The sequence below is a fragment of the Calidithermus timidus DSM 17022 genome, assembly GCF_000373205.1.
In the GTDB taxonomy this organism is placed as follows: domain Bacteria; phylum Deinococcota; class Deinococci; order Deinococcales; family Thermaceae; genus Calidithermus; species Calidithermus timidus.
Window position 1 is genome coordinate 162,614 of sequence record NZ_KB890687.1, and the last position, 21,113, is coordinate 183,726.

Genomic DNA, 21,113 nt, shown 5'->3' on the forward strand with positions numbered 1-21,113 from the left:
TGGCATTGGGCGCTGTGGGCGGGGCCCGTTTAGACTGGAGAGGCTGTGATCGAGGTGTTTACCGGCGACGCGTTTTTGGCTCGAGAAGCCCTGCTGCAAGAAGCTCAGCTTCAGGGCCTGGCCCCCCGCTTGCTGCCGCCCGATCCGGGGCTGGTGGCCCAGGAGGCCAGTGGGGGGCTTTTCGGACCCAGCGGAGCGCTCGTAGACCTGCGCGAGGTAGCCGAGGGCGAATGGAAGGCTTTGCGGGAGGTGCTGGAGAAGCTCCCACAGGACGCGCTGGTGCTGCTGCTCGACCCCCACCCCACCGCCGCCCGCAGCAAGTGGTACGGCGAGCACGCGCAAAAGCGCGACAGCCCCACCCCAGGACCCCGCGAACTCGCCCAGTGGGTGACCAACCGCGCCCGCCTCTACGAGCTCAAGCTGCCCGCCGCCATCGCCAACTTTTTGGGGAGCCTCATCGGCGGTAAGGGCAGCTACGAGAACCCGGCCTACGGCCTGGAAGCCCTCGACCAGGAGTTGCGCAAGCTCACCTTACTCAACCCGCCCCTCACGCTGGAGAAGGTGCAAGCGGTGGTGGCGCTCGAGCCCCCCCTCTCCGGCTTCGACCTGGTGCGGGCCGTCACCGAGGGCAAGGAGACGGCGGCCTTCAAGCACCTGCAAAACCAGATGGAGCGCGGCGAGGACCCCATCCGCACGCTGGGGGCCCTCTCCTGGCAGTACAGCAAGCTGGCGCGGGCCTGGGCCTACCTGCAGGAGAAGCCCCTGCTGGGCGAAGGCGAGGCCGCCAGCCTGCTTAGGATGCACCCCTTCGCCGCCAAGCAAACCCTGGCGCTCGCCAAGCAGACCTCGAGCCACGCCGTCAACGCTGCCCTGCAGATCCTGCTCGAGGCCGAGCAGGCCGCCAAGACCGGCGGCGACCCCCGGCTGGCGCTCGAGCGCGCCGTGAGCGGGCTGCTGGCGTTGGCTGCTAAGCGTTGAGGGGCCTCGCGTTTTCGGCTCCTCAAGCATTCGCCCGCGGGTCCAGCACGTCGCGCAAAGCGTCACCCAGGAGATTGAAAGCCAGCACCGTGAGCAAAATCGCCACGGCGGGGGCAGTAGGAGCCCAGAAGGCTTCAGCAATGTAGCTGCGGGTCTCGGAGACCATCGCGCCCCACTCGGGGATGGGCGGCTGGGCGCCGAAGCCCACGAAGGAGAGGCCGGCAGCCGTGAGGATGGCTCCGCCGACGTCGAAGCTGGCCTGCACGAAGACGGGGGTTAGGGTGTTGGGCAGCAGGTGGCGCAGCATCAGCCGCCACTGCGGTACGCCCAGCGCCCGGGCGGCCTCCACAAACTCTCGCTCGCGCAGGGCCAGCACGTTGGCCCGCACCAACCGCGCGTAGACCGGCCAGCTCACCAGCGCCACGGCCAGGATGGTGTTGCTCAGGTTGGGACCCAACGCTGCCGCGATGGCCATGGCCAGGATCAGGGAGGGGAAGGCGAAGAAGATGTCGGTCAGGCGCATGAGCAGGTTGTCCCACACCCCGCCTAAGCTCCCCGCCATCAGCCCGATCGCCACCCCGATGAGCACCGACAGCAGCACCACCCCGAAGCCTACCTTGAGGCTGATGACCGCGCCGTGGGCCACCCGTGCCCAGACGTCACGGCCGAGCTGGTCGGTGCCCAGGAGGTGGGCGCTCGAGGGCGGGCTGAGCCGCTGGAGGATGTTCTGCTCGATGGGGTCGGGAGCGATGAGCGGGGCCAGCAAAGCTGTGAGCAAAAGCAGCACCAGCAGTGCTAGCCCCAGCAAGCCGCCAGGGTTGCGCAAAAAGCGCCGCAAGGGGCGGGAGCGGCGGTCGGAGAGGGCGTTCACAGCAGCAGCCATCGGGGTCCTCTAGGTGTAGCGGATGCGGGGGTCGAGGAAGGCATACAGCAGGTCGGTGACGAGGTTGACCAGGGCGTAAACCAGCCCCACCAGCAGCGTCACGCCCATCACAGCAGGAAAGTCGAGGCTGGTGGCCGACTGGGTCACGTAGCGCCCAATGCCGGGCCAGCTAAAGATGGTCTCGGTCAGCACCGCACCCGAGAGCAGGCCCCCCAGTAGGCTGCCCAGCAGTGTGAGGATGGGCAGGGAGGCGTTCTTGAGGGCGTGGCGGAAGATCACCGCGGAAGCCACCACTCCCTTGGCCCGGGCGGTGCGGATGTAGTCCTGGGCGAGCACCTCGAGCATGGTCGCACGGGTCATGCGGGCAAGGATGGCTGCCGAGAACATCCCCAGCACGAAGGCCGGTAGGATCAAGTGCTTGAGCGAGTCAAGGAAAACTGTCCAATCTCTAGCCAGCAAGGCATCAAGACCCATCATGCCGGTGATGCGGGGCGGAGGGAAGAGAAAGCCATCCAAGCGCCCCTGAACGGGCAGAAGGTCGAGGCGCTGGGCCAGCAGGAACTGCAGCAGGACCGCGCTGAAAAAAACTGGGGTAGCACCACCTAGCAGCGCTAGGATACGCACCGCCACGTCGGGAGGGCGGTTGGGGAACAGCGACGCTAGAATTCCCGCCGGAATGCCCAGCAGCACCGCGAACAGAAAAGCAGCTAGGGAGAGCTCGAGCGTGGCCGGGAAGAACTCACGCAAATCCTCGGCTACCGCTCGTCCCGTGCGCAGCGATTGGCCCAGGTCGCCCGAGAACAGGCGTCCCATGTAGATGAGGTACTGCTCGAGCCTGGACTTGTTCAGCCCATAGCGCTCGCGGAACTCCTGGAGCTGCTCCTCGCGGGCGTTCTCGCCCAGCGCGGCGATGGCGGGGTCCACGGGCACCACCTGGGCGATGAAAAAGGTGGCGAAGGTGACTCCCCAGACCACGAAGATTACGAAGAAGAGACGGCGGACGATGTAGGAAAGCATGATGGGGTTTAAGGGTTTCGGGCGTCGGGAGGCGGGAAAAGCGTTCCCTCAGCCCGACACCCGTCCCCAAGGGCCCTGCCTCAGGGCAGCTTGCTGATGTTCTCGAAGCGCACCTGACCCTGCGCGTTGCGCACGTACCCCTCGACCTTGGCCGAGAAGGCCAGCGGGATGGAGGGCTGATAGAGGACGACGTAGGGGCCGCTCTTGAGCACATAGTCGGTGAGTAGCTTGTACAGCGTGGCCCGCTTGGAGGGGTCGGTCTCGAGCGAGCCCTGGTTAGCCAGCTTCGAAGCGGTGGCGTCGTCCCAGACATTGCGCCAGGCCAAGCTCTTAGCGGCGAAGTCGGCGAGCGGGGTGGCGTTGCCGTCGGGGTCGGGGAAGTCGGGGCTCCAGCCGCCCAGGTAAACCTGGTGGTTCTGCGCGCGGTAGATCTTCAGCGCCTCGGCGTTGGCGATGGCCTTGATGTTGGCCTTGACGCCGGCTTTGGCGAGGTCGCTCTGAATCTTGGCAGCGATGTCCTGGCAGGGGATGCCGCCTCCGCACAAACCCGTGCTGGTGAGCAGCTCGAACTCGAAACCGTTGGGGTAGCCCGCCTCGGCCAGCAGCTTCTTGGCGCGCGCCGGGTCGTACTTGTAGGGTAGGGCGCCATTGTAGCCTAGCAAGCCCTTGGGGATGATGGTCTGGATCTTGACGCCATTACCCTGCACCAAGCCGCTGACCAGTTCGTCCTGGTTAACCGCCCAGCGCATGGCCTCGCGCACCTTGGGGTTGGCAAAGGGGCTGCCGGGCTTGACGTTCATGCCCAGGTAGTTCAGCCGCAAGCTGTCGGCCTTGAGGGTCTTGAAGCGGGGGTTGGCGGCGATGGCCTTGAGGGCTTCGGGGGTAAGGCCTTCGGCGATGTCGATTTCACCGGACTCGAGCGCGGTGCGCAGCACCGTGGGCTCCTTGATCTCGCGCATGATGATGCGTTGCAGCTTGGGCTTGATCCGAGCGTTGGGGTTGGCCTCGAGCAACACTTGCGAACCCCGGTCCCAGCGCACCAGGCGGAAAGGCCCTGAGCCGGCGGAGTTGCTGGTCAGCCACTCCTTGCCGAAGTCGCCACCTTTGGCGTGCTGCTGAACCTCTTCGCTATCGACAATCCCACCGATATTGAAGGTCAGGATGCTGAGGAAGGAGCCAGGCGAAGCGGTCTTGGGGATGCGCACCTCGACAGTGTACGGGTCTACGGCGCGAGTACCCCCCACCTTGAGCTGGGCGATGTCGGTGAAGAGAAAGGAGGAGGGCCCTTTGAGCTGGATGGCCCGGTCAAAGCTGAAGACCACGTCCTTGGCGGTGACCTCGCGCCCGGTGGAGAATTTGCTGCCCTTGCGCAGCTTAAAGGTGATGACCCAGGAGTCGCCCCCCCGCTCAACCTTCCAGCTTTCAGCCAAACCCGGCTTGAGGGTAGAAAGATCGGCCCCCTCAAACTTCACCAGCGTCTCGTAAAGGTTGTCGGTGATGAGACCGCCGGAAAACTCGTAGGCCACCTGCGGGTCGAGGGTGATCAGGTCAGACCAGTCTCCGCCGTAAATCAAGGTGCTGGTGCGGTCCTGGGCCACCACCAGAGTGCCCAGCACGACTCCCAGGCTTGCCAAACGCTGGAATTTACGCCACATACGCCATCCCTCCTTTAGTCATGGCGATAGACTAAGCCCCTCTCATCGAGGGGTCAAGATGTTCTCACCGGCCTGATGGTGGGCGCTACCCACCAGAAGCCCACGAAACACCGTGCGGCCTGGTCGGAACCCGCCCAGCTATCGCCCCAACAAAAGCACCACCGCCGGGTACTCCCCCTCGGGCAGGGAGAGCAGGCTGCGCACGTTTTCGTCGTAGAAGGTCTCGGCGGGGTAGGCCTGCAGGCCCAACGCGGTCGCCGCCACCATCACCTCGCCCACCGCGTAACCCGCTTCCAGCAGCGCGTAGCGGTAGCCCCGCAGCCCGAACACCGCCTCGCTGCGGTCGGGAACGGCGGTGAAGATCAGGAACACGGCAGCCTGCTCGAGCGATTCCAGGTCCATCAGCGCCTCGCGCCAGGCCGCCAGGTTGAGCTTGGAGGAGAGCTGCTCGAGCTGGTGCGACTTGGCGGCGTAGTGGTAGATGCCGGGGAAGGTGTCCTGCAGGTTCTGCACCCCCAGGTAGACCTCGAGGGGATAGGCTCCACCTGCCGAAGGGTAGCCCCGCCCGCCCCGGCGCACCGACAGTGGCTGCAAAAGCTGGGAAATCTCGGCCTGGCTGATCGAGGAACCCACCTTAGGCGGCTGGGGGGCTAGCCTCGAGAGCACTTTCCACACCGGGGCCCCGCCCTCCCTACTCGGCGCGGGCAGGTCTACGGATTCCAGCGGGTTGGCATACACCTTGGCCGCAGGCGCGCGACCTCCTGGCAAGCCATCTCCAGGAAATAGACGGGTAAGACGGTAGAAGAGTTTGCCAGGGTGCTTGTCCATAAGTACCGGTGTACTGGCGAACAGGCTACCGCAAGGCACGGAGAAATTTCCAGCCTTCACCCCGTTGCTAAAGATGAGGACTGCACGCCAAGCGCGAAGCCCCCTTGCTAAGGGGGGAACAAGGCGTCTTGCGTTTGGCTATTAGCCACCCTCAGACCAGCGCCGGGGTGAAGCGGAAGCTCTTAGCCACCACCACGATGCCGGAGGCGGTGACGGTGAAACCCCTGGCGCGGTCGGCCTCGAGGTCGTAGCCGATCTCGGTACCCGGGGGAATCTTGACGTTCTTGTCGATGATGGCGTTCCTGATCTTGGCGTTGCGCCCGACTTCGACCTCGTCGAAGAGCACGCTGCGCTCGACGAGGCTGTAGGAGTTGATCCGCACCCGGCGGAAGAGGACCGACTCGCGCACGGTGCCACCCGAGATGATGCAGCCGCCGGCGACGAGGCTGTTGAAGGATTGCCCGATTCGGTTGCCCGCTTCGTGTACGAATTTGGCCGGGGGACTGAAGTAGTTGGCCGTGCGCAGGGGCCACTCGGGGTTGAAGAGGTCGAACTCCGGGGTGACCTGGACGAGGTCCATGCTGGCTTCGAAATAAGCATCCAGGGTCCCCACGTCGCGCCAGTAGGTGTTGGGGCCTTCCTGGCCGGGGATGGGGTTGCGCTTGAAGTCGTAGACCTGAATGCGGTAGCCCTCCTTGAGGGCGTGGGGAATTACGTCCTTGCCGAAGTCGTGTGAGGAGGCGGTATCGCGTGAGTCGTACTCGAGCAGCTCCTGTAAGGCCTCAGTGCGGAAGACGTAGTTGCCCATGCTCACCAGCGCCCACTCGGGCTTGCCGGGAATGGGGGTAGGGTCTTTAGGCTTCTCCTGGAAGCCCACCAAGCGCCACTGCTCGTCTACCTGCAAGACGCCGAAGCGGCTGGCCTCGCCGATGGGCACCGGGTAGCCTGCAATCGTCAGGTCGGCCCGCGTGTCGTTGTGGTACTCGACCATGTGGGCGACGTTCATCTTGAAGATGTGGTCGCCGCCGAAAATCGCCACCGATTCGGGCTTGTTGTTGTTGATCAGGTGCAGGTTCTGGTAGATGGCGTCGGCGGTACCCCGGTACCACACCGGCCCCAGCTCTTCGTAGCGGTACATCTGGGCCGGAACCAAGATGATGAAGTGGTCGTCGAGGAAGCCGCCGAAGCGCCAGTGGCGCTGGATGTGCTCGGTGAGGGACTGGGCTTTGAATTGCGTGAGCACGTAGATGCCGTAGATCCCCGAGTTGACGAAGTTGTTGAGCACGAAATCGATGATGCGGTACCTCGAGCCAAACGGAACCGCCGGTTTGGCCCGTTTGGCAGTGAGCGGAAATAGACGAGACCCCTGTCCGCCGGCCAGGATCATCCCCAAGACCTTCAACTTAGCGCTCATCCCGCCTCCTTTTTTGAATAGCATAGCGGAAATCCGCCATCTGGATAGGACATTGGACATCGGCTCGCCCCTACAAATGACGGTATTGCGTCTGGCATTTGGCTATCTGCGGTACACTCTTCTGCGTGTCGGCTCGGCGACTTTCCTACCAAGACCTCGAGTGGCGTACCTTTCCTGCCGACCCCTCTGCGGGGGTCAATCACCCGGCCCCCCCGCCCTTCTTCGGACAGGAGCGGGCCAGGGCGGCGCTCGAGCTGGCCCTGAAAGGGGGGTTTCACGCCTACGTGGTGGGGCCGCCCAGCCTGGGCAAGCACGAGGCGCTGCTGCAGTACCTCAAGCAGCAACGGGTGGAGACCCCGCCCGACCTGCTCTACGTGCCCCTCTCCGAGCGCCGCGCCGCCGTGCTGACCCTTCCCAGCGGCAAGGAAAACGACCTGGCCGAGGCCGTCGAGGGCTTGCTCGAGGAGGGCAGCCGCCTGGAAGCCCTGTTTCGCCAGAGGTCTTTCCTGCAGGAGAAGTCGCGGCTGGAGTCGCGCTTTCGCCGACAGCAGGAGGAGCAGATCGAACAGCTACGCCGCGAGGCCCAGGCTGCTGGGTTCAGCTTGCTCGTGGGCGAGGAGGGGATCGAGCTGAGCGGGCAGGGCAACCTCCCCACCGAACTGGCCGCCCGCCTCGAGGAGGTCACGCTACACAATCTGGCCCTCTCCGCCGAAGCCGCCCAAGCCCTGCGCCGCCTGCGGCGGGAGTGGGCCGGCCACTACCTGAATACCCGCGTGGAGCCCCTCATCCGGCGTTTTCCCCAGGCCAGGGCCTACCTCGAGGCCCTGCGCGACCGCCTGGCCCGCGCCGCCGAGAGCGGGGAGTCTTTCGATCCCACCCCCTGGCGGCCCAACCTGCTCACCTCCTCCAGCAACGGCTCACCACCCCCCGTGGTCTTTGAGCCCTACGCCACCGCACCTAGGCTGTTTGGGCGGCTGGACTACTACACCGAGCGGGGCGTGCGCAGCACCCACGTGGGGCTGATCCGGCCCGGCGCCATCCACCGCGCCCAGGGTGGGTTTCTGATCCTCGACGCCTCGAGCCTGGTGCGCGAGGGTACCTGGGAAGCCTTCAAGCGGGCCCTGCGCAACGGACAGGTGGAGCCGGTCACCGAGGCCGACGGAGCGGGGGGCCTGGAGGTCGAGCCCTTTCCCGTACAGGTCCAGACCCTGCTGGTCGGCAGCCACGAAGCTTTCGAGCCGCTCGAGCACGACCCGGCCTTCAGCGAGCTGTTTCGCATCCGGGTGGAGTTCTCCCCCACCCTCCCCGCCAGGCCTGAGCACTACCAGGCCTTTGGCGGCTGGCTGAGCCAGCAGGGCTTCCAGCTCACCGAGGGGGCTCTGGCCCGGCTGTGGGACCATGGTCGCCGCATGGCCGAGCAGCGCGATCGCTTCGATGCCCGCCTCGTCGAGCTAAGGGCCATAGCCGAGGAAGCCGCGGTACTGGCCGAGGGGCCGCTGCGGGCGGAGGACATCGAGAGGGCCATCGCCGCCAGGGACGAGCGGGCCTTCCACTCCGAGGAGGAGTTCCTGCGGGCAGTGCGTGAGGGCACCTGGAGCTTCCGGCTAAAGGGGAAGACCGTGGGGGAAATCAACGCGCTGGTGGTGCTCGAGACCGATCCACCCTGGGGCCGCCCCTCCCGCCTGACCGCCCGTGCCGCTCCTGGGCGCGACGGGGTGCTCTCCATCGACCGCGAGGCTGGGCTGGGCGGGCACATCTTCCACAAGGCGGTTCTGGCCCTCAGTGGCTACCTGCGCGGCCACTACGCCGAGGTGGGCTCCTTCTCGGCTACGGTGAGCCTGGTCTTCGAGCAGAACTACGCCTCCATCGAGGGCGACTCGGCGGGCCTGGCCGAGTTGCTGGCGATCCTCTCGGCCATCGGAGGGGTGCCCCTGCGGCAGGACCTGGGCGTGACCGGGGCGGTGGACCAGAGCGGCCAGGTGCTGGCGGTGGGTGGGGTGACAGCCAAGATCGAAGGCTTTTTCCGGCTGTGCCAGGCCCAGGGGCTCACGGGAGACCAGGGCGTGGTGATCCCCAGGAGCAACCTCAGCAACCTCACCCTGAGCAGCGAGGTGCTGGAGGCTATCCGCAACGAGCGCTTCCACCTATACACGGTCGAGACGGTCGATGAAGCCATCGAACTCCTCACCGGCAAACGGGCCGAGGGCTTCGGCGGGGTACACGAGAAGGTGCGCCAGAGCCTGGAGCACTTCCGCGAGCTCGAGGATGGGGAACACGGGGAGCACGCGTAGAGGGGTCGTCTGTGGAAAGCATACAGATTCCTGGCCTCGAGCCCATCCCCCCGCTCGGGATGGGTACCTGGCAGTGGGGGGACACGCTGTTTTGGGATTACGGCAAGGGCTATGCAGATGGCGACCTCGAGGCCGCCTTCAAAGAAGCGCTGGCGGCGGGCATTCGACTCTACGACACCGCCGAGGTCTACGGCAGGGGCAAGAGCGAGCGCTTGCTGGGGCAGTTCGTGCGCAGGTGCGGCCAGCGGCCCCTGATCGCGAGCAAGTGCTTTCCCTTCCCCTGGCGCTTCAGTCGCAAGAGCCTGATCACGGCCCTCAAGGGCAGCCTGAGGCGGCTTGGGATGGAGCGGCTCGACCTCTACCTGCTGCACTGGCCCTGGCCTCCCGTACCGCTGGAAGGGTGGGCCGAGGCGCTGGTCGAGGCTTACGAGCTGGGCCTGGTTCGCGCAGTCGGAGTTTCCAACTGCAACCTCGCCCAGACGGAGCGGGTGAGCCGGGTTCTGGCCCGGCACAACGTAAAGCTGGCCGCCAATCAAGTCGAGTACAGCCTGCTCGAGCGTAGAGCCGAGCACAGCGGTCTGCTCGAAGCCCTGCGGGCCGAGGGTACCGTGCTCATGGCCTACAGCCCGCTGGGCATGGGCTGGCTCACCGGCAAGTACAGCCCGCAAAACCCGCCGACCGGGGCCATGCGAGGCCGCAAGTACCGCGCGAAAGAGGGCAAAATTCCTGGGCTCATCCGGGTTTTGCAGGAGGTCGCCCAGGCTCACCAGGCCACGCCCGCGCAGGTGGCTCTGCGCTGGTGCATCCAGAAGGGCAGTCTGCCTATTCCCGGAGCCAAAAGCCCGGCCCAAGCCAGGGCCAACGCGGGTGCGCTGAACCTTCGCCTCAGCGAGGAGGAGATGCGGCTGTTGGACAGCGCCAGCGCATGAAGGCTCCGCCAGCAGGCCCAACCCTACTCGTAGCGCAACGCCTCGATGGGATCCAAGGCAGCGGCTCGAGCCGCCGGCCACACGCCGAAGAACAGGCCGATCAAAGCGCTCACCGTCAACGAGAGCAAGATGGTGGTGGGACTGAGGATGAAGACCTTGAAAAAGGGCACCGTCGCGGTGATCAGCACCAGCAGTCCTGCCGCCAGCACCACCCCCAGCACCCCTCCCACCAGCGTCAACACCACGGCCTCGATCAAAAACTGCTGGCGTACCAACCCTGCCGTGGCGCCCAGAGCCTTGCGCAGGCCGATCTCGCGGGTGCGCTCGGTGACCGAGACCAACATGATGTTCATGATCCCAATGCCACCCACCAACAGGCTCAGGCCGGCGATAGCTCCCAGCAGTGCCTGCAGGATCACGGTGATGGAACGCAGGGTGTCCTGGAAGCTCTCGGTGGACTCGATGGTGTACTTGCCCTTGCCGTAGCGTCCCTCAAAGATGCGACGCACCTGCTTGGAGACCTCCTGGGTGTTGGCCCCTTTGTTGAGGGAGAGCACCAGGAAGTCGTACTGGCCCTTGCGGGCGGAGGGCGAGGTGCTCCAGATGAGGGGGATGGGCGCGTAGACGGTCGCGCCCGAGGACAGCGCACCAAACAGGCCGCTGGGGGGCTCGAGCACGCCCACCACCGTCACGTCGAGGCGGCCCCCGTTGGGGTAGAACAGCCGCACCACCTGACCGATGGGGTCGCGGCCCGGGAAGAGGTCCTTGGCCGCCCGATCGGAGAGCACCGCCACCGCCAACCCTCCTTGGGCTTCGGCCTGGGTGAAATAGCGACCCCGGGCGATCTTGTTGGTGGGGTCGAGCCGGGGTAGGTCACCGGGGGTGCCCTGCAGGGTGATCGAGCGGCGCTCGCCGGGCTTGCTCTCGTACTGGGCGTTGGTGAAGAGCTGGGGCAGCACCTTGACCGGCAACCCCTGCAAGGCGGCCACGTCCTCGTCGCGGATGGGGGCGGTGTCGGAGGTCTGGCCCTCGTTGAAGTTGGGCTGGACGAAGATACTGCGACCGGCGATGGCTTCCAGGTCCTGGGTGATGCCCGCCGAGGCCATTTGCCCCAGGCTGATCATGGCCGTGACCGCGAAGACCCCGATCACGATGCCCAGCAAGGCCAGGAAGCTGCGCAGCTTGTTGCCCCATAGCGACTCAAAGGCCATGCGGAAGTTCTCGAGCGGGTTCATGGGTGGCCTCCATCGGCGATCCTGCCGTCCCGCAAGCGCACGATGCGCTGAGCGCGGGCCCCCACGTCGGGCTCGTGGGTCACCATCACGATGGTCTTGCCCTGGCGGTGCAGCTCGTCGAAGAGCCCTAGGATCTCCTCCGACGAGCGCGAGTCGAGGTTGCCGGTGGGCTCATCGGCCAGCAGGAGATCGGGCTCCTGCACCAGCGCCCTGGCGATGGCCACGCGCTGCTTCTGCCCACCGGAGAGTTCGGCAGGTAGGTGGTCGAGGCGGTCGCCCAGACCCACCGACTCCAGCGCAGCCCTGGCCCGCTTCAGGCGCTCGGCGCTCGGCACCCCTCGGTAAACCAGCGGCAGCGCGACGTTGTGCAGCGCGGTCAGGCGAGGTAGCAGGAAAAAGGCCTGAAACACAAAACCTATCCGCCGGTTGCGGATGCGGGCCAGTTCGACCTCGCTCAGGCCCTCCACCGAGCGCCCACCCAGCCGGTAGCTGCCCCCGCTGGGCGAGTCCAGCAGCCCGATGATGTGCATCAGGGTGCTCTTACCCGAGCCGGAAGGCCCCATCAAGGCCACGTACTCCCCCTGTTCGATGATGAGGTCGACCCCCCGTAGGGCGTGGACCTCGACCGCGCGGGCACCGCTGCCGGAGCGGTAGGTCTTGCGAATGCCCTGCATTTCCACCACCGCGGCCATGCTCACTCCTTGAGCTCGCTCAGGCGGTAGCTGAGCTTCTGACCGTCCTTGAGGGTTTCAGGGGGCAGCGAAACCAGCAGGGCACCCGCCTCGAGCCCCTCCACGGCGGCCTGGGTGAGGTTGCGAGCCCTGACCGTGACGAGCTGCTTCTTAGCGCTCCTGCTGGCCTCCTCCACCCGCCAGACGTAGCTCTGGCCGCCTTCCTCGACCAGCGCCTCCAGCGGAACCTTGACCGCCTGGGCCAGGCGCAGGGTGGTGATGCGGGCCGTGGCGGTGAGGCCGGGTTTGGCCCAGTTCTCGGCGTCGGGGTTGAGGAAGCGGATGAACACCGGCAGCACCGCACTCCCCCCACCCCCTGCGACCTCGGCCTGCACGCCCAGGCGCTCTACCTTGCCCTCCAGCGCTACGCCGGGTGCGGCGTCGAGCTCGATGCGCACGGGCTGACCCGGCTTTACCTTGCCCACCTCGGCCTCGGCCAATCGGGCCTGCACCCGCAGGCTTCCGGCCTCCACCACCCGGATGGCGCTGGCGCCGGTGTCCACGCCCACCAAATAGCCCACGCTCGAGACCGTCCCGTCCACCGGAGTGCGCAACTCGGCCTGGGCCAGACTGCGCTCCAGGGCGGCAATCTCCGAGCGCCGGGCGGCGAGTTGGGCCTGCAGGTCGGCCAGGTTGCTGCGGTGGCTTTGGGCCAGGCTGGAGAGCTGGGCCTGCAGGTCGGCCACCTGGCGGCGCAGTTGCTCGACTTCGCTGAGGGCCACGCTGCCCAGCACCAGCAGCCGCTCGGCGAGCTCGAGGTTGCGCCGGGCCTCGGCGAGCTGGCGCTCGAGCTTGCCGGAGTTGGAGCGGTAGTCGGCCTCCTGAGCGCTCAGCCGGCTTTGCAGGGCGGCCAGGCTTTCGCGGCTGGCCCGCAGCTTCTCGCGGTCGTCGGCGGTCTCCAGCACCGCCAGTACCTGGCCCGCCCTGACCACCTGGCCTTCCCTAACCCGCACCTCGGCCACCCGCCCGGGGCGCGGGAAGGTGAGGGCGTAAAGCCTCGCTTCCACCGAGCCGCTGGCCCGCACCTCCTGCACGAAGGCTCCTCCTTCAGCCCGCACCACCCTCACCGATAGCCCTTGCTCGCCCTGGGGCCGGAAAATTCCCCACAGCGTCAGTCCCCCCGAGAGCAAAATCAGCGCGATCCAAATCCAACGTCGCATGGGTCTCCTATCAAGCGTGTATAGCCCTTGGTTCTCAGCAGTTTCCGCAAAAGGCCTAGCCATTTCCTGCCGCCATCCTCAAGCCGTAGATGGCCTGCCACAGCTCGATCTGCGCGGCCAGCACGCCCCGGTCGGCCTCGGCTTTGGCGATCTCGCTCTGCTTGAGGGCGAGCTGGGCGATGGAGCCGGCGGCGAAGCGCTTGCGGGCGGCCTCGAGTTCGCCGGCGCTGCGGGCTTGGGTCTCGCGGGCCAGCCTGTAGCCCTCCACGGCGCTCTGATAACGATTCCTGGCGGCCTCGAGGGCCTCGGCGAGGGTACGCTGCAGGTCGCTGAGGGCGGCACGGGCCCGGCTGAGGTCGCGCTCGCGGGCGCTCTTGTCCAGCGGCGCGGTATCGGGGCCGGAGGCCAGGGCCAGCGCCCGCTCAGCTTCCCGAAGCTGCTGCTGGGCTTCCAGCAGGCGGGCGTGCCCCTCGAGGCTGAACTTTCCCGGGTCCACGGGGCCGGGTTCGGGCAGGGCCTGAACCCCGACCTCGCCGTAAGGGCGCAGCCGAGATCGGGCCTGCTCGAGGGCGCGCTCGGCAGCGCTCAGCGCGTTGGCAGCCTGGTTGTCCTGGTCGCGCACCCGCGCCAGTTCGCTGGCCGAGATGGCTCCGGCCTTGAAGCGCAGTTCGGCGGCCTGGAGTTGAAGGCTCGAGAGTTCCTTGCGGGCGCGGGCCAGGTTGAGGTCGGTTTGGGCCAGAAGCACCCCGGCGTAGGCCTCGAGGGCGCGGGCATCGGCTTCCTTGCGGGCCTGGGCCAGCTTGGCCTGGGCCAGGACCACGCCCTCCTGGGCGCGGGCGAGGGTCAGGGGTGCGGCCTCGGGGTCGCCCTGCACCCTGGCCAGCTCGTCCTGGGCAGCCTCGAGCGCGCGCTGGGCTTCGAGGTAGCCGGAGTCCTTGAGGTAGGCCTCCTTGAGAAAAACATCCAGGGGCTGCGCCTGGGCTAGGCCGAAGAATATGAGTGTGAACAGCGAAATCAGGCTTCTGTGCATGGCGTCTCCGTTCTCCTTAAGGTTGGACGGTCCAGGTACTCGAGCCGTCGTCGAGCAGATCCAAGTAGGCGGCAACGGCCAGGATATAGCCCTGCCAGCCCTGGGCTAGCGCTGCTTCGGCTTCCGCCTGGCTGGCCTGAGCCTCCAGCCGCTCGAGTGCGGTGCCGCTGCCCACCTTGAGCTTGGCCTCGGCGTTGGCGGCCAGGCGCTCGGCGATCGCCAGGCGCTCCTGGGCCAGCTCGAGGCCCTCCAGGGCGATGGCCACCTCCTCGCGGGCTTGGGCCAGCCGCAGGGTCATCTCCTCACGGGTGCGCTCTAAACGCAAAGCGGCCCCCTCGAGGTCGGCCTCCCCCGCCAGCACCGCGGCCCAGGCCTGGGGCAGGAGGTCGAGCTTGAGGCCCAGTGTGAACTTCCACTCCTCAGGGGTGCCGGGCAGCACGCTCAGTGGCGTGCCCAGCGCCAGATTGGCCCCGGGGCCGCTGGCGCTCCAGCTCAGGCCACTCTGGAAGAGCGCGTCCTTGCCGTTGTAGCTGGCTCCCAGGCTGACCTCGGGCCACAGGCGGCGCCGCCCCTCCTCCACCCGGGCCCTGGAGAGCTCGAGGGCAGCCAGCGCCTCGCGGTAGGCCACCGTCTGCTCAGGGGTAGCCGCGGGCAGAGCGAAACGCACGGTACGGGGCTCGGCATTCCCGCGCAGGCCGTAGCGCAGGGCATCGGCTTGGGCTGAGCGCAGGGCATTGCGGGCCTGGCGCAGGTTCAGCTCGGCTTGCTTGAGGGCTAGGGCCGTGTCCTCGCGTTGCAGGGGCGAGATGGCTCCCAGCGCGGCCCTGCGCTCGGCTTCGGCCAGCCGGACACGGGCGATCTCGAGCCGGCCCTCCGCCGCTACCAGCCGCGACTGGGCCTGCCAGGCGGCGGCATGGGCCAGCAGGGCATTCTTCTGCCCCTCGCGTTCTACCCGGCACAGCTCGCGCCGAGCGCGGGCCACGGCCTGTTCGGCCTCGAGGCGGGCAGTGAAGCTCCACTGCCAGCCCAGCCCCACCTTGTAGCTGTTGTCCTGGTTGGCGCGCTCGTAGCTCAGGTTGGCCCCCAACCCCAGCGCGGTGCTCCCGGCCCGGAGGCGGGCGGCCTCGAGGGCCTTGCGGGCGGGGGTGAGCTCAGGGCTCTGGTACGCCAGCGCGTCCAGTGGCCCGAAGGCCAGCACCGGCCCGCCCAGCAACACCACAGCCAAATACCACAGTCGCTTCATCGCAATCCGGTCCTCTCTACCGCAAGCTTCAGGCCAACAAGCCCAGGGTGAGCACCGCCATCACAGCGGTAGTGAGCAAGGCCCGCGCCGGGGCCAGCACGCGCAGCCCGCTATAGATGATCCACAAGCTCCACAAGGTGGCCAGTACACTCAAGAACTGCTGAATCCGGCTGCCGGGAGCCGAGGCAACGAGTTCTTGATACTCCCTCTGCCAGCTCTGTAGGGCTTCGGCATCGCTTAGGGGAGGAGGGGGGGCCAAGTCGCCCGTCACCGGGAAGAGCGCGGCCAGGGGTAGCAGCACCAGGGCCAGCACCAGCGTGGGAAACGAGGCCCAGCCGTACAGCTCCCAGGCCCTCGAGCCCTCCCCGGCCAGCAGGCGGATCAGTCCCCCGCCGACGGCCCACACCACCAGCCCGAAAAAGAGCGCCCCGGCGAGGGAAAAGGTCAGTTGCAGCGTAGCCCCGCCAGGGAACAAGGGGGGCAGCAATCGGATGGAAATCTGTCCCGCCGCTGCCGTGAGCACCAAGGCTGCCACCACCACCAGCAACGGGGGCAGCAGGTTAGGCTTGCGCTCACGCAACGCTTGAAAGAAGCGGGTGGGTTGGATCAATACCTCAAGCATGGTCCACCTCCGGCAGCGAGCATAGGAAAGCGTTGTGCTCTGGCCTACCACCATCGACGTACACCCCACCGCCACCGCCGTGCCCGCCGCTCGAGCCGCCCGCGCACTCAGCCAGGGAGCTGAGCCCAAAGGCATCCTCCCGGTAGCCGCGGAAGCGGCTGTCCTTGGCGGCACCGTTGCCGCCGAGCATGCCCCATAGGATCAGTCCCAGCAGCCCCAGGCTCATCAGCCGCGCGCTCAGGCTGGCGCTGCCACGCCACAGCAAAAAGGCCGCCACCGCCAACAGGGCGTATCCCACCAGGTTCAAGAAGGTGAAATTCATGCCTCTACCTCCTCCCACATCTGCCCGGCCAGCAGCAGCAAGCCCGCAGCCAGCAGCACGCTCAGCCCCAAGGGCTCCAGCGGCAGCCGGATGTCGTCGAGCCGGCTGCCCAGGCCCTGCAAGGAGATCGTCAGGGGGGGCAGCGCTGCGTAGGCGACCCTCGAGCCCACCTGCACCAGCGCTTCGCCTAAGGGGAAGAAGCCCATAAAGGCCACCAGCGCGGCCAGCCAGCCCAGCCTCGAGAGCTGGTAGCTCTGCACGTAGCTGAAGGCCAGCAACATGTAGGCCACGCCCGGCAACCAGAACAGGCCCAGCCCGTAGAACACCAGCTTCAGCACTTCTCCCAGTCCTGGCATTCCCGGCAGCGCCCGGTCGAGGTAGCCCCACGCCAGCACCGCCAAAGCGAGGCCAAACAGCGCGCCTAACAAGCTCCAGTACACGAAGCGAGCCGCCTGGTGCACCAGTCCACCGGGCACGCTGGGCAGCAGACCCGTACCGTCCTGCCGGGCGCTGAGGAATAGCGCCACCATCAGCAAGGTGCCCCCGACGGTCGCGGCGACCGAGAGCAGGGCGATGGCTTCCTCCTGCGCTTGGTTTAGAGGATCGGTCCCCAGCCGGGCCAGACCCACCCCAAGCAGCAGCAGGATGCCCGCCAGCACGGCCACGAAGGACTGGGACTTGCGGAACTCTAGCCACAGCAAGGTCGGCAGTGCGTTCATGCGAGCACCTCCATGAAAGCTTCACGCACACTTCTGCCCCGCGCACGCAGTTCTTCGGCGCTCGCGTCGAGCACCACCCGCCCCTCCTTGAGGAAAATCGCCCGATCGAAGATGCCCTCGGCCTCGGCTACCTCGTGGGTCGAGAGAACCAAGGTGGCCTCCTCGCGCCACTGGTGCACTAAGGTCTTGAGGATGCGGTCGCGCGAGATCAGGTCGATGCCCGCCAGCGGCTCGTCGAGCAAGAACAGCCGAGCCTCGCGGGCGAGCACCATGGCCAGCCGCAGCCGGGCCCGCTGGCCGCGTGACATCGAGCGCGAGGGGCGGGCAGGCACCTCGAGAAAGGCCAGCAACTCCCTGTAGCGCGTCCGGTTGAAATCGGGGTAGAGCCCCTGCATCAGCCGCTCGCCGTCGGCGGGCGAGAGCCAGGGATAGGTTTCGGCGTCGGAGAGGTAGGCCACGTAGGCCCGCATGGCCCTGGGCTTGCCACCCAGCACCTCCACCCTGCCCTGGCTAGGCACCAGCAACCCGGCCAGCAGCTTCAGCAAGGTGGTTTTGCCCGCTCCGTTGAGGCCCAGCAGCCCGATGGCCTGCCCTTGGGGCAGCTCGAGGCTCACCCCGTGCAGCCCCTCCCTCCCGCCGTAGCGCTTGCTGACAGCCTCGAGCTTCGCCAGCAAGCCAGAGGCCGTAGCCCCACTACTCATCCGCCACCTCCTTCAAAGCCCGCTGGGCCTCCTCCTTGCTCAAGCCCAGGGCCCGCGCCTCGGCCAGGAAGCGCCGCGCGGCTTCGACCAACAGGGAATGCCTGAGGCGCTGCACTTCGACATCCTCCCTGACAAAGGTGCCCAGCCCGCGCCGGGTTTCGCTCAAGCCCTCGCGCTCGAGCTCGCCGAAGGCGTGGATGACGGTGTTCGGGTTGACCTTGAGTTCGGTCGCCAAGTCCCGTGCCGACGGAAGCTTGTCCCCTGGCTTGAGTTTTCCGTTCGCCAGCATACGTTTCACCCCTTGAACGATCTGCGCGTAGATCGGTCCGGCTTCAGCATTGAGTTGCCACACGCTACCCACCCCCTACGCCAAACCCATCCGAGGATGGGGGGTTGGCATGGTTTCAGGGGCCTGCAAAACTGTGAGCGCTACAGTCCACACACCTGGCCTCCGAAGCCCACCCGCTCCAGCGCCGTACTGCCAAAGCGCGCTCTCAGCCGCTCGAGCCGCAGCGCAGCTTCCCCCCACGCTCCGGAAACGGGCTGGGTTTTTGACATTATTTGAACCATTTGATCCTCCTGAATAGTGCACTAGCTATCTAGTACACTAGATCAAAAGGGAGAGAAGTGTCAATAGCTTTCGCTAAACAACTGGCAGCCAACTGCCAAGCGCGAGGCGCCCTTACGAGATCAATGGGGCCGCGCCCGCCTCGAGGACGGTACAGCCCCCTTCCCAGGAGGCAGGTGCCCAGCGGGTCTTCGCCGGTATGAACCTCTCCCTGCTCCTGGGGGCGCGGGCGCTCGAGCGGCTGATGAACTATCAGACTAAGGCCATGCCGAGAACCCGGATGTGGCCGTCTCCGTCCATGGGAGTGAACACCAGATCGCCCCCTACGGTTCAGCGACCGGGCTCGAGCGACAGCCGCTCGCGCACCGGGTAACCTTCGGTGCGCATGGGCAGATAAGCCCCTTTCTGCCACATGGATAAGAGGTCGTCGAAGTGGGCCGAGAGCAGGTTCCCCGACTGGCCCATGGGATGGATGAAGCGGGAGTTATTCAAATCGCCCAGATCCACCACCTGGCGATAGCTGGGGCCGTGGGACTGCTCGAAGGTCTTGGCGTTGTAAGGCCCCACGTTGACGGTGTAGCGGTCGCCGCCGAAGGCCACCCTGCGGTCGGAGAAGCGCCTCAGGGGGCTGTTGGTGAGGATGGGGTGATCGAAGACGGCCTGGTGCAAGCGGCCCCAGGCCGGGGGGTCGTCACCCAAGCGGTCGAGGGCGGTGTCAAGGGCCAGGGCGGCAAAGTCTAAGCAACTCTCGACGACCTCGGTATCCTTCTGGTCGCAGTTGGGGTCACCCGACTGCATGGCTTGCAGCAGGTAGCGGGGCTCGTCCCAGAACTCCTGACCCACTTCCTTCGCGGGCAGGCGGCTGAGCTCGGTGTACCAAGCCTGGAAGACCGTCGCCTCGACCGAGTCGGGCCGCATGTTGCCGTCCCAGGCTAGCAGTCGGGCCTTCCAGGTATTGGCCCGCTCGGAGAGCGCGCTCAACGCCTGCAGCAAGGGCCGGAAATCACGGTAGAGCAGCGAGTACTGATCCTGCTGGATGGCCTGCATGTCCTCGGGGCTGAGCTTCTGCTTGGCCAGGATCAACTGGCGAATGCGCTCAGCCCGCAAGGGTTCGGCCCACTCCAGCGACATCTGGTTGGGGTAACCCGGCGGCAACACCCGGTTATTGGCCGTGACGATAAAGCCTTCCTTCGGGTTGAGCACCTTAGCCCAGCGCTCGAAGGGCACGTAACCCTGCCAGTCGAAGCTGCCGTCGCCGGGAACGGGGGTGAGGCCGCTGTGCCCAGCCCTGCGGATGGGGAACTTGCCCGGCGCGATATAGCCGATGTTGCCGTCCACGTCGGCGTAGACGAAGTTCTGGCTAGGGGTGGAGTAGCGCGAGAGGGCCTCGGTGAACTCGGCCCAGTTCTTCGCGCGGTTGATGCCCACGAAGGCCTCGAGCAGCCGGTCCTGCGCGTCGAGTGCGGTCCAGCGCAGGGCCAGGGGCTTGCCGCCAGGCACGTCGCCCACCACGTCGGAGATCACCGGCCCGTAGACGCTCTCGCGCACCCTCAGGTTCACGTCGGGCTGGCCTTTAACCCTGATCACCTCGTTGCGAATGCGGTAGGGCTCGAGCCGCCCCTTGTAGCGGTAGCCAGTCGAGGCGCTGTCCTCCAGCACGTAGAGGTCCTGCACGTCGGCGCCCACGTTGGTCACACCCCAAGCGATACGGTCGTTGTGCCCGATCACCACGCCGGGAACCCCGGGCAGCGTGGCCCCGATGGCGTTGTAGCCGGGGGCCTCGAGGTGGGCCAAGTACCACAGCGAGGGCACCCCCAGGCCCAAGTGGGGGTCGTCGGCCAGCAGGGGCTTGCCGGTGGTGGTGCGCGAACCCGCGATGACCCAGTTGTTCGAGGCCTCCATGAAGCGTGGGATCGCGGCGGCAAGCTGCAACAGCGCCTCCGCCTGGAGCTGCACAGATGCTTCGGGCTTGGGTGCAGGGCTGGGGGTGGGCGCAGAAGCAGGCTCAGACAAGGGAGGCAGGTCGGCAGCCTGGAGGATGGTCACGCCGTTGGCCGGGTAGGGCGGCAGGAGCTGGGCCAGCCGTTCGGGCTTGACCCCCCTGGCCAGCAGCCGATAGCGCTTGAGCTCTTCTTCCCAATTGGCCGAGAGGTCGTAGGCCATCATCTTGGCCCACACCAGCACGTCGGCGGGCTTCCAGGGCTCGGGCCTGAAGCCCAACAGGCGGTACTCCAGGGGGAGGGGGGGGTTGGTCTTCAAGTAGGCGTTGATCCCGGCAACATAGGCGTCCACGATCGCCTTGCCCTCGGGGGAAAGGCTGTCATAGGCCTGCTCGGCAGCGCGGTAGAAGCCCCAGGTGCGCAGGAACTTGTCTTGGTTGAGGGTAGCCGGGCCCACTACCTCCGACAGCCGCCCGGCACCCACCCGACGCTGGAACTCCATCTGCCACAGCCGGTCCTGAGCGTGCACCACCCCCAGCGCAAAGAACAGGTCCTCCTCGCTCTGGGCCTTGAGGTGCACCACCCCGCTGGGCTCACGCAGCACCTCCACCGGAGCCATCAAGCCTTGCAGGGCCAGGCGACCACTGTGCTGGGGCAGGGTAGCTCCCCTCAACCACAGCCACCCTACTCCTCCAGCGAGGACCACCAAGACGACGACAAACAGCAGCAGGCGACCCAAAAAGCGCAGCAGTCGGCGCATTGTACCTCCTTTTACTGGGTACAAGTATACGCCCAGGATGAACAATGTTTAGCAGGGTCGATAGCCGATAGCCAAACAAAGCAGCTT

20 protein-coding genes are annotated in these 21,113 nt (G+C 66.7%); 3 read left to right on the plus strand and 17 right to left on the minus strand.

The features are described from left to right. Positions 1 to 45 precede the first annotated feature (45 nt). Positions 46 to 978, plus strand: coding sequence for a DNA polymerase III subunit delta (holA, locus tag B047_RS0100775; protein WP_018465056.1), 933 nt, complete (start codon positions 46 to 48; stop codon positions 976 to 978). Between the two features lie 22 nt (positions 979 to 1,000). On the opposite strand, the gene B047_RS0100780 is transcribed toward holA, so the two are convergent. The 5 genes from B047_RS0100780 to glgC all read right to left on the minus strand — a co-directional run bounded on the left by B047_RS0100780 (position 1,001) and on the right by glgC (position 6,775). Next, a complete protein-coding gene (locus B047_RS0100780; protein WP_018465057.1) occupies positions 1,001 to 1,861 on the minus strand; it encodes an ABC transporter permease in 861 nt (286 codons plus the stop codon). A gap of 9 nt (positions 1,862 to 1,870) precedes the next feature. After that, positions 1,871 to 2,878: an ABC transporter permease gene (locus B047_RS0100785; protein WP_018465058.1), complete on the minus strand. Its 1,008-nt coding sequence runs from the start codon at positions 2,876 to 2,878 to the stop codon at positions 1,871 to 1,873. 80 nt (positions 2,879 to 2,958) lie between these two features. Beyond that, positions 2,959 to 4,533, minus strand: a complete 1,575-nt coding sequence (locus tag B047_RS0100790) for an ABC transporter substrate-binding protein (protein WP_040778744.1) — start codon at positions 4,531 to 4,533, stop codon at positions 2,959 to 2,961. Between the two features lie 138 nt (positions 4,534 to 4,671). Further along, complete coding sequence (locus tag B047_RS0100795) at positions 4,672 to 5,361, minus strand: SagB/ThcOx family dehydrogenase (protein WP_026234457.1); 690 nt, start codon at positions 5,359 to 5,361, stop codon at positions 4,672 to 4,674. Positions 5,362 to 5,512: 151 nt separating this feature from the next. After that, positions 5,513 to 6,775: a glucose-1-phosphate adenylyltransferase gene (gene glgC, locus B047_RS0100800; RefSeq protein ID WP_018465061.1), complete on the minus strand. Its 1,263-nt coding sequence runs from the start codon at positions 6,773 to 6,775 to the stop codon at positions 5,513 to 5,515. A 125-nt stretch (positions 6,776 to 6,900) separates the two neighbouring features. Here glgC and B047_RS0100805 point away from each other — a divergent pair, with 125 nt between their 5' ends. Then, on the plus strand, positions 6,901 to 9,066 hold the full coding sequence (locus B047_RS0100805; protein WP_018465062.1) for an AAA family ATPase: 2,166 nt from the start codon (positions 6,901 to 6,903) through the stop codon (positions 9,064 to 9,066). 11 nt (positions 9,067 to 9,077) lie between these two features. Continuing rightward, positions 9,078 to 9,995, plus strand: coding sequence for an aldo/keto reductase (locus B047_RS0100810; RefSeq protein ID WP_018465063.1), 918 nt, complete (start codon positions 9,078 to 9,080; stop codon positions 9,993 to 9,995). Between the two features lie 23 nt (positions 9,996 to 10,018). On the opposite strand, the gene B047_RS0100815 is transcribed toward B047_RS0100810, so the two are convergent. The 12 genes from B047_RS0100815 to B047_RS0100865 all read right to left on the minus strand — a co-directional run bounded on the left by B047_RS0100815 (position 10,019) and on the right by B047_RS0100865 (position 21,026). After that, entirely contained in the window at positions 10,019 to 11,230 is a 1,212-nt protein-coding gene (locus B047_RS0100815; RefSeq protein ID WP_018465064.1) for an ABC transporter permease, read from the minus strand. Next, positions 11,227 to 11,922, minus strand: coding sequence for an ABC transporter ATP-binding protein (locus tag B047_RS0100820; protein WP_040778748.1), 696 nt, complete (start codon positions 11,920 to 11,922; stop codon positions 11,227 to 11,229). Before B047_RS0100820 ends, B047_RS0100815 begins: the two co-directional genes overlap by 4 nt. 2 nt (positions 11,923 to 11,924) lie before the next feature. Beyond that, complete coding sequence (locus B047_RS0100825; RefSeq protein ID WP_018465066.1) at positions 11,925 to 13,121, minus strand: efflux RND transporter periplasmic adaptor subunit; 1,197 nt, start codon at positions 13,119 to 13,121, stop codon at positions 11,925 to 11,927. A gap of 55 nt (positions 13,122 to 13,176) precedes the next feature. Next, positions 13,177 to 14,151, minus strand: coding sequence for a TolC family protein (locus B047_RS0100830; protein ID WP_018465067.1), 975 nt, complete (start codon positions 14,149 to 14,151; stop codon positions 13,177 to 13,179). Between the two features lie 16 nt (positions 14,152 to 14,167). Then, positions 14,168 to 15,394, minus strand: a complete 1,227-nt coding sequence (locus tag B047_RS0100835; protein WP_018465068.1) for a TolC family protein — start codon at positions 15,392 to 15,394, stop codon at positions 14,168 to 14,170. Positions 15,395 to 15,422: 28 nt separating this feature from the next. Then, complete coding sequence (locus B047_RS0100840; protein WP_018465069.1) at positions 15,423 to 16,016, minus strand: YIP1 family protein; 594 nt, start codon at positions 16,014 to 16,016, stop codon at positions 15,423 to 15,425. Continuing rightward, positions 16,009 to 16,338: a hypothetical protein gene (locus B047_RS0100845; RefSeq protein WP_018465070.1), complete on the minus strand. Its 330-nt coding sequence runs from the start codon at positions 16,336 to 16,338 to the stop codon at positions 16,009 to 16,011. Before B047_RS0100845 ends, B047_RS0100840 begins: the two co-directional genes overlap by 8 nt. Next, the gene (locus B047_RS0100850; protein ID WP_018465071.1) at positions 16,335 to 17,057 is read right to left on the minus strand and encodes a hypothetical protein; all 723 of its coding nucleotides are present in this window, start codon (positions 17,055 to 17,057) and stop codon (positions 16,335 to 16,337) included. The genes B047_RS0100845 and B047_RS0100850 overlap by 4 nt, the downstream gene beginning before the upstream one ends. Then, the gene (locus B047_RS0100855; protein WP_018465072.1) at positions 17,054 to 17,758 is read right to left on the minus strand and encodes an ATP-binding cassette domain-containing protein; all 705 of its coding nucleotides are present in this window, start codon (positions 17,756 to 17,758) and stop codon (positions 17,054 to 17,056) included. Before B047_RS0100855 ends, B047_RS0100850 begins: the two co-directional genes overlap by 4 nt. After that, positions 17,751 to 18,119, minus strand: a complete 369-nt coding sequence (locus B047_RS0100860; protein WP_338025039.1) for a GntR family transcriptional regulator — start codon at positions 18,117 to 18,119, stop codon at positions 17,751 to 17,753. Before B047_RS0100860 ends, B047_RS0100855 begins: the two co-directional genes overlap by 8 nt. Positions 18,120 to 18,187: 68 nt before the next feature. Further along, entirely contained in the window at positions 18,188 to 18,328 is a 141-nt protein-coding gene (locus tag B047_RS18160) for a hypothetical protein (protein ID WP_211209113.1), read from the minus strand. Between the two features lie 328 nt (positions 18,329 to 18,656). Beyond that, positions 18,657 to 21,026, minus strand: a complete 2,370-nt coding sequence (locus tag B047_RS0100865; RefSeq protein WP_018465074.1) for a penicillin acylase family protein — start codon at positions 21,024 to 21,026, stop codon at positions 18,657 to 18,659. Positions 21,027 to 21,113 lie beyond the last annotated feature (87 nt).

Coding starts and splice junctions, on each gene's coding strand:
- B047_RS0100780 (WP_018465057.1), bottom strand. CDS start 1,861: ATGGCTGCTGCTGTGAACGCCCTCTCCGACCGCCGCTCCCGCCCCTTG.
- B047_RS0100785 (WP_018465058.1), bottom strand. CDS start 2,878: ATGCTTTCCTACATCGTCCGCCGTCTCTTCTTCGTAATCTTCGTGGTC.
- B047_RS0100790 (WP_040778744.1), bottom strand. CDS start 4,533: ATGTGGCGTAAATTCCAGCGTTTGGCAAGCCTGGGAGTCGTGCTGGGC.
- B047_RS0100795 (WP_026234457.1), bottom strand. CDS start 5,361: ATGGACAAGCACCCTGGCAAACTCTTCTACCGTCTTACCCGTCTATTT.
- glgC (WP_018465061.1), bottom strand. CDS start 6,775: ATGAGCGCTAAGTTGAAGGTCTTGGGGATGATCCTGGCCGGCGGACAG.
- B047_RS0100815 (WP_018465064.1), bottom strand. CDS start 11,230: ATGAACCCGCTCGAGAACTTCCGCATGGCCTTTGAGTCGCTATGGGGC.
- B047_RS0100820 (WP_040778748.1), bottom strand. CDS start 11,922: ATGGCCGCGGTGGTGGAAATGCAGGGCATTCGCAAGACCTACCGCTCC.
- B047_RS0100825 (WP_018465066.1), bottom strand. CDS start 13,121: ATGCGACGTTGGATTTGGATCGCGCTGATTTTGCTCTCGGGGGGACTG.
- B047_RS0100830 (WP_018465067.1), bottom strand. CDS start 14,151: ATGCACAGAAGCCTGATTTCGCTGTTCACACTCATATTCTTCGGCCTA.
- B047_RS0100835 (WP_018465068.1), bottom strand. CDS start 15,394: ATGAAGCGACTGTGGTATTTGGCTGTGGTGTTGCTGGGCGGGCCGGTG.
- B047_RS0100840 (WP_018465069.1), bottom strand. CDS start 16,016: ATGCTTGAGGTATTGATCCAACCCACCCGCTTCTTTCAAGCGTTGCGT.
- B047_RS0100845 (WP_018465070.1), bottom strand. CDS start 16,338: ATGAATTTCACCTTCTTGAACCTGGTGGGATACGCCCTGTTGGCGGTG.
- B047_RS0100850 (WP_018465071.1), bottom strand. CDS start 17,057: ATGAACGCACTGCCGACCTTGCTGTGGCTAGAGTTCCGCAAGTCCCAG.
- B047_RS0100855 (WP_018465072.1), bottom strand. CDS start 17,758: ATGAGTAGTGGGGCTACGGCCTCTGGCTTGCTGGCGAAGCTCGAGGCT.
- B047_RS18160 (WP_211209113.1), bottom strand. CDS start 18,328: ATGGTTCAAATAATGTCAAAAACCCAGCCCGTTTCCGGAGCGTGGGGG.
- B047_RS0100865 (WP_018465074.1), bottom strand. CDS start 21,026: ATGCGCCGACTGCTGCGCTTTTTGGGTCGCCTGCTGCTGTTTGTCGTC.